A 6,121-nucleotide genomic window follows, 5' to 3' on the forward strand; every position below is an offset into this window, starting at 1 on the left:
AGAGTTCCCGCAGTTCGGCGTGCTTTTCTCCCCGTGTGGCCCATCGGGAGGTGCGGGTTGCGGCACCGCCCAGGCCGGCGGTCCGCAACGGGCTGCGCAGCAGCGCGGCCAGGGACGGTTCGGCGAGCATGCCGATGACCAGTGAGGTGACGGTGATACCCAGCTGGGCGCCGGAGAGCTGGAAGGTCAGGCGCCGGACCGCCTTCAGCGCGCTGTCGGCGCCACGCTTCCCCTCGCGCGCGGCCTGCTCCAGTTCGCCGCGCTCGACGGTGGTCAGGGAGAACTCGGCGGCCACGAAGACCGCGCAGCCCAGGGTGAGGGCCAGGGCAAGCAGGAGGAGCAGAATCTCGGTCACCGTGGCACCCCCCGTCCCCGACTCGATACCGGGAGGGTGGCACCGCTGGTACTGGGAGGTTCGCCCATGGCGGGGTGAGTACTCCTTGTGTCTCTCAAGGGGCCGACGGGCCCCGATGTGCTGGCTGGAGGGTCTTGCCGCGCCATCGTAAAGGAGGAGCAAAGCCCCGTGCCCTCAGGGATGAGGTCGCCCCTGAGGGGCTGTTTTCGGACTTTTCCCGACCGGCTGCCTGGATGTGCACCGGGCGGGACTCCGCACCCTCTACACTTCTACACTCGTGTAGAAAATACGAGGGGTGGCCATGGGTATTCCCGGCTACCGGCAGGCATACACGTCTCGCGGGAGGGATGGATGGAGACATCTCCGTCCGCGAAAAGCAGTGGAGCAACAGGCACACGCGGTTCCCGCAGCCGGACAGGGCCCCGGCCGCTGCACGACCGCGAGGCGGCCGATCCTGCCACCCCATCCGTGCATCGTCAGCCTGGGAGGGCATACGTGGCTTCGATCGACCTGGACAAGGTGCTGGACAAGGCATGGGCGGACAAGGCCCTGCCGGAGATCATGGACGCACCCGTCTCCGCCCTGAAGGGCGTCTCCAACCGCGACGGCGAGCTGCTGGACCAGGCGTTCGGCGTGAAGACCGTCGCCGACCTGGCCAAGCTGAAGTACGTCCGCTGGGCCCAGGCCCTGGCCGCGCTGGACAACGCGGCGAAGTAATCCCAGAAGACCGCGCGGCGCCGCATGAGCGGATCCCCCGTCCGCCGGGCACGGCGCCGCGCGCTCCCTCACACGCACATGCAAAGGAGAACGCCACCATGGTGTTCAAACGGCTGCTCGGCTCACTCGGCGTGGGCGGGCCCACGGTCGACACCGTCCTCGACTCCGGCCCCTTCCTGCCCGGCGGCAGCCTCACCGGCCAGGTCCACCTCCAAGGAGGCAGCGCCGACTTCGACATCGACCACATCACCCTGGAACTGGTCGCCCGCGTCGAGGCCGAGCATGAAGAGGGCGAGTCCGAGGGCGCCATCGCCTTCGAGCGCTTCACCGTCGCCGGCAGCTTCCGCCTTGCCGAAGGCGAGCGGCGCAGCCTCCCCTTCACCGTGGCGCTGCCGTGGGAGACGCCGGCCACCGAACTGCATGGGCAGCCGCTGGGCATCGTGCTCGGGGTGCGCACCGAACTGTCAGTGGCCGGCGCGAAGGACAAGGGCGACCTGGACCCCCTGACGATCGGCCCACTGCCGGCGCAGGAGGCGATCTTGGAGGCACTCGGGCAGCTCGGCTTCGGCTTCAAATCGGCCGACCTGGAGTACGGGCACATCGGCGGCACCGGCCAGACCCTCCCCTTCTACCAGGAGATCGAACTCGCCCCCGCCCCTCAGTACGCGCACGCCATGCGGGAACTGGAGGTGACCTTCCTGGCCAACCCCGGCGGGATGGAGGTGGTGCTGGAGGCCGACAAGCCCGGCGGCTTCTTCTCCGGCGGCCACGACGCCCTCAACCGCCATGCCGTCGGCCACGAGGGCGCGGCGCACCGCGACTGGAGCGCCGCCGTCGACGCCTGGGTCCGTCAGCTGGTCGCCCACCGCGGCCACCTCGCCGCGTCGGCCCCCTACGGGCAGCCCGGTCCCTGCGGTGAGGGGTCCGCTCACAAGGACAACCACGGTCACCACGGGCACGAGCACCACGGCGGCCACCACTCCGGTCCCGGCATGGGAACGGCCATCGCCGCAGGCGCGGCCGGACTGGCCGTCGGCGTCGCTGGCGGACTGGTGGCCGCCGAGGTCGTCGATGAGATCGGCGACGCCTTCGAGGACGAGGGTGACGAGGACGCGTAGGTTGCCCACCCAATCCTTTTCTTCTACAGAACCGTAGAAGATAGTCTGGGTCCGGGCCGCATCTGCGCGGCCCGGACCCGAGCGATGTATGGAGTTGCCATGGCCTTGTGGGATCGCATCAAGGAATCCGCTCAGACGATGCAGGCCCAACTGGAGGCGAAGAAGAACGATCTCAAAAGCGGCGCCTTCCGGGATGCCTCTATGGCGATGTGCGCGCTCGTCGCGGCAGCGGACGGCACGATCGACCCGGCCGAGCGTCAGCGTGTCGCCTATCTGATCGCCAACAACGAGGTCTTGCAGAACTTTCTCGCGGAGGACCTCCAGCGCCGCTTCAACGACCACCTGAACAAGCTGACCGCGGATTTCGAGCTGGGCAAGGTGAGCGTCCTGCAGGAGGTCGCCAAAGCGAGGAAGAAGCCTGCCGAGGCCCGCGCGGTGATCCAGCTCGGCATCGTCATCGGTGGCGCCGACGGTGACTTCGACACCACCGAGCGGGCCGTGGTCCGCGAAGCCTGCTACGCCCTCAACCTGCCGCCCCACGAGTTCGACCTGTAACCGGCACACGCAGGCACAGCGGACGACCCCGGAAAGGGACAGCATGGAAATCTCCGGCCTCATCAGCGCGATTGCGATCGGCATTGTCATCGGCATTCTGGGAAGACTGGCACTGCCGGGCCGCCAGCGCACCGGGGTGCTGCTGACCATCGGAGTCGGCATCCTCGCCGCCCTGGTCGGCACCGCCATCGCCGCAGGCCTGGGCGTGTCCGAAACCGATGGCGTCGACTGGATCGAACTGGTCATCCAGATCACCCTGGCCGCCGGTGGCGTCGCGCTCGTCGAACGCCTCAAGGGCCGCTGAGGCTGTCCGCCCCCCTGAGGCGGCCATCCGGACCACGCGGCGGTCGTCCCCGAGAACTCACGATGCTGCTACAGCGGGGTGGCTGCCTTCAGCACCAGGAACAGGGTGACGGCGGAGTTCGCCGACGACAGCGCCGAGACAGTCGTCCCCGCCGCGGCCGTCCAGGCCGCCAGCCCCGCCGTGGTGAACACCGGCGGCCAGCTGCGCACCACCGGAGCCGGCTCCAGCAGGGCCGCCACCCGCCGCGGCACCGGTCCTGCCGCGGCGAAGTGGACCGGCGCGGCGGCCGGGCGGCCAGCGGCGCGGGAGACCAGGGCCGCTCTGCCCACCGCCCGGGCCACCGTCCGCCGGCTCCCGACCGCCTCCGCCGCCTCCTCGTCCGCCCACCGCTCCGCGGTGTAGGACACCGCCGTCCGCAGCGGCCGCAGGAACGGGTTCGCCCGCGCGGCCAGGTGCACGGCAAGCAGGAACCGGTGGTGCCGGCCGGCCAGGTGCGCCCGCTCGTGCGCGAACAGGGCCCGCCGCTCCCCGCCCTCCAGACACGACAGCATCGCCGTGGACACCACCACCCGGCCCTGCCCGCCCCGGCCCGCGGGCAGGGCGTACGCGTACGGCTCGCCGTCGGGCAGCACCGCCACCGAGCGGCCGCGCGCGCCCGCCAGCGCCCGTACCGACCGGCGCCGCACCCGGCGGTGCGCCCACAGCGTCCGCGCGCAGGCCACCACGACCGCCAGCAGCGCGGGGATGGCCGCCCGGCCCGCGACCTCGTCGTAGGGGACCGCCTCGCGCACCTCCTCGTCCGACCAGCCGTCCGGCAGCGGGTTGCCCGGCAGTTGCGCGGTGCCCACCACCATCAGCAGTGCCAGGCACACCGTGCTGCACACCGCCAGCACACCGGCCGCCACCGACAGCAGCACCGTGGCGGTGCGCGGATGCAGATGCTGCTCGGCCAGGCGCGCGATCGGCCAGGCCGTCAGCGGCAACACCAGCGGCAGGAAGACGAAGACCCCCACAACCGCCTCATTCCCCCAGCTCTTCGGCCCGCTCCAGCAGCTCCCGCAGCAGCCGCTCGTCCCCCGGCGGCAGCGAGGTCACGAAACTCGCCAGCACCGCCTGACGGTCACTCTCCCCGTCCAGCACCCGCCGCATGCGCAGCGCCGCCAGCCCCGCCTCGTCCGCCGTCGGCGACCACAGGAACGAGCGTCCCGCCTTCTCCCGTACGACCGCGCCCTTGGCCAGCAGCCGGGTCAGGATGGTGATCACGGTGGTGTACGCCAGGTCGCCGCCGAGCCGCTCCCGTACCCAGGCCGTGTCCACCGGCCCCGGAGCCTGGCACAGCGCCGACAGCACCTGCACCTCCAGCTCGCCCTGGCCGCGCCGACGCGCACGGGGCCGACGGGACTGCCCGCCCGTGTCCTGGTCCGCCATGCCCTCTCCCTCCAGCTCCAGAACTTCCCGCTGTGCTCGCCAAGTCGGCGGTACATCGTAAGCGGGTGGTAGCCCGATCACCCTCCAGGTCTTCTACATTCATGTAGAATAAACAGTGGGCCTGGCAGACCCAGGATCTTAAGACCGACGCGCACCACAGGAGGAGAGTGTGGGAGTATCCCTGTCCAAGGGCGGCAACGTCTCGCTCAGCAAGGAGGCACCGGGCCTGAGCGCGGTCCTCGTCGGCCTTGGCTGGGACGTGCGTACGACCACCGGCGCCGACTACGACCTGGACGCCAGCGCCTTGCTGTGCGACGAGGCAGGGAAAGTCGCCTCCGACCGGCACTTCGTCTTCTACAACAACCTCACCAGCCCCGACGGCTCGGTCGAGCACACCGGCGACAACCTCACCGGTGAGGGCGAGGGCGACGACGAAGTCGTCAAGGTGAACCTCGCCACCCTTCCCGCCGACATCCACAGGATCGTCTTCCCCGTTTCCGTCCACGACGCCGAGGCACGCGGGCAGAGCTTCGGCCAGGTCCGCAACGCCTACATCCGCGTGGTCAACCAGGCCAACAGGGCCGAACTGGCCCGCTACGACCTCACCGAGGACGCCTCCACCGAGACCGCCATGGTCTTCGGCGAGCTCTACCGCCACGGCGCCGAGTGGAAGTTCCGGGCCGTCGGCCAGGGCTACGCCTCCGGTCTGCGCGGGATCGCGCAGGACTTCGGAGTGAACGTCTGAGTCCGCGTCCGAACCCGTGGACCGGCCCTGCACGGGCGGCACCCCGGACACGTTCGGCGCAGGACACACAGCCGGGATTCGCCCCCGGAAGCCGTACCGCAGAGCCAGACCACTCCGCCGAGGAACCATCCATGATCCCACCAACGTACTTACGAACAGAAGAACCCGAGTTCGAGCAACTCGTACACCAAGCACTGCGCAGGGCGGACATCCGACACGCCATACGCCAGGTCCCAGGAGAACTCACCCTGGGACACCTGCGCGACAGAGCCATGGAGAAGAGGCACATCATCGCGGCAGCAGCCGCCACCGAGTACCAGGCACACCTCGAGCGGCGCGGAGCCGCCGGGGCGGGATCCTGGAAGGGACACGCCGAGGGCACAGCATCGGCCGACGGGCACGGTTGCCTGGCAGCGGTGGTCGTCCTCACACCGATCCCCTCCTCGGCCGCGGCCGCGTTCTTCCTCGTCCTCGGTTACGGGATAAGCCTCAGCAGCGCCCAAGGAACCCTCGCGGACGCGCTGATAGGCGCGGGACACACAGCGGTGATCGCCGCATCGATCTCGATCGCAATCGGCGTCGCCTGCCTTCTGCTCACCGTTGCCCGCCACCACTCCTCACCGCCAGGGAGCACTTGGGACCGAGAAGCCGAACTGCGGCGACTCCACGAGTCCTGGCGGCAGGCTCTCCTGACACGCGGCATCCTCCCCTTCCTCCGCGACCAGCTCCGCCTGCCGCACTCCACCCTCGCTCCAGAACCAACGGAGTATTCACGGACGGCGCATCCCGGCCCAGGTCCCACCGGCCCCGGATACAGCAGTCCGGGATTCAGCGGCCCACGCCACCCCACGCCGAGCGCGTGACCCGTCTTTCCGCCCCGCACCAACCGAGAAGAGGCA

Annotated in this window: 8 protein-coding genes and 1 pseudogene; 6 read left to right on the forward strand and 3 right to left on the reverse strand. The window is 70.1% G+C overall.

All coding sequences use genetic code 11. From position 1 onward, the window contains the following. Positions 1 to 58 precede the first annotated feature (58 nt). Positions 59 to 355, reverse strand: a pseudogene (locus V1L54_RS24545) (CNNM domain-containing protein); the annotation flags it as partial. A 495-nt stretch (positions 356 to 850) separates the two neighbouring features. Here V1L54_RS24545 and V1L54_RS24550 point away from each other — a divergent pair. The 4 genes from V1L54_RS24550 to V1L54_RS24565 all read left to right on the forward strand — a co-directional run bounded on the left by V1L54_RS24550 (position 851) and on the right by V1L54_RS24565 (position 3,049). Further along, positions 851 to 1,072, forward strand: a complete 222-nt coding sequence (locus V1L54_RS24550; protein ID WP_330120291.1) for a hypothetical protein — start codon at positions 851 to 853, stop codon at positions 1,070 to 1,072. Between the two features lie 98 nt (positions 1,073 to 1,170). Next, on the forward strand, positions 1,171 to 2,190 hold the full coding sequence (locus tag V1L54_RS24555) for a sporulation protein (protein WP_330120292.1): 1,020 nt from the start codon (positions 1,171 to 1,173) through the stop codon (positions 2,188 to 2,190). A 99-nt stretch (positions 2,191 to 2,289) separates the two neighbouring features. Further along, the gene (locus V1L54_RS24560; RefSeq protein ID WP_330120293.1) at positions 2,290 to 2,745 is read left to right on the forward strand and encodes a tellurite resistance TerB family protein; all 456 of its coding nucleotides are present in this window, start codon (positions 2,290 to 2,292) and stop codon (positions 2,743 to 2,745) included. Positions 2,746 to 2,788: 43 nt separating this feature from the next. Further along, positions 2,789 to 3,049 carry a GlsB/YeaQ/YmgE family stress response membrane protein gene (locus V1L54_RS24565; protein ID WP_330120294.1) on the forward strand — a complete coding sequence of 87 codons (261 nt, stop codon included), beginning with the start codon at positions 2,789 to 2,791 and terminating at the stop codon, positions 3,047 to 3,049. A 68-nt stretch (positions 3,050 to 3,117) separates the two neighbouring features. On the opposite strand, the gene V1L54_RS24570 is transcribed toward V1L54_RS24565, so the two are convergent. Continuing rightward, on the reverse strand, positions 3,118 to 4,062 hold the full coding sequence (locus V1L54_RS24570; protein WP_330120295.1) for a M56 family metallopeptidase: 945 nt from the start codon (positions 4,060 to 4,062) through the stop codon (positions 3,118 to 3,120). A gap of 7 nt (positions 4,063 to 4,069) precedes the next feature. Then, the gene (locus V1L54_RS24575) at positions 4,070 to 4,477 is read right to left on the reverse strand and encodes a BlaI/MecI/CopY family transcriptional regulator (RefSeq protein WP_330120296.1); all 408 of its coding nucleotides are present in this window, start codon (positions 4,475 to 4,477) and stop codon (positions 4,070 to 4,072) included. Between the two features lie 169 nt (positions 4,478 to 4,646). On the opposite strand from V1L54_RS24575, the gene V1L54_RS24580 reads away from it, so the two are divergent. Together V1L54_RS24580 and V1L54_RS24585 are read left to right on the forward strand one after the other, a co-directional pair. Next, positions 4,647 to 5,222 (forward strand): TerD family protein, encoded by a 576-nt coding sequence (locus V1L54_RS24580; RefSeq protein WP_330120297.1) that lies wholly within the window; start codon positions 4,647 to 4,649, stop codon positions 5,220 to 5,222. A gap of 131 nt (positions 5,223 to 5,353) precedes the next feature. Further along, positions 5,354 to 6,085 (forward strand): hypothetical protein, encoded by a 732-nt coding sequence (locus V1L54_RS24585; RefSeq protein ID WP_330120298.1) that lies wholly within the window; start codon positions 5,354 to 5,356, stop codon positions 6,083 to 6,085. Positions 6,086 to 6,121: the final 36 nt, after the last annotated feature.

The sequence above is a fragment of the Streptomyces rubellus genome, from assembly GCF_036323805.1.
In the GTDB taxonomy this organism is placed as follows: domain Bacteria; phylum Actinomycetota; class Actinomycetes; order Streptomycetales; family Streptomycetaceae; genus Streptomyces.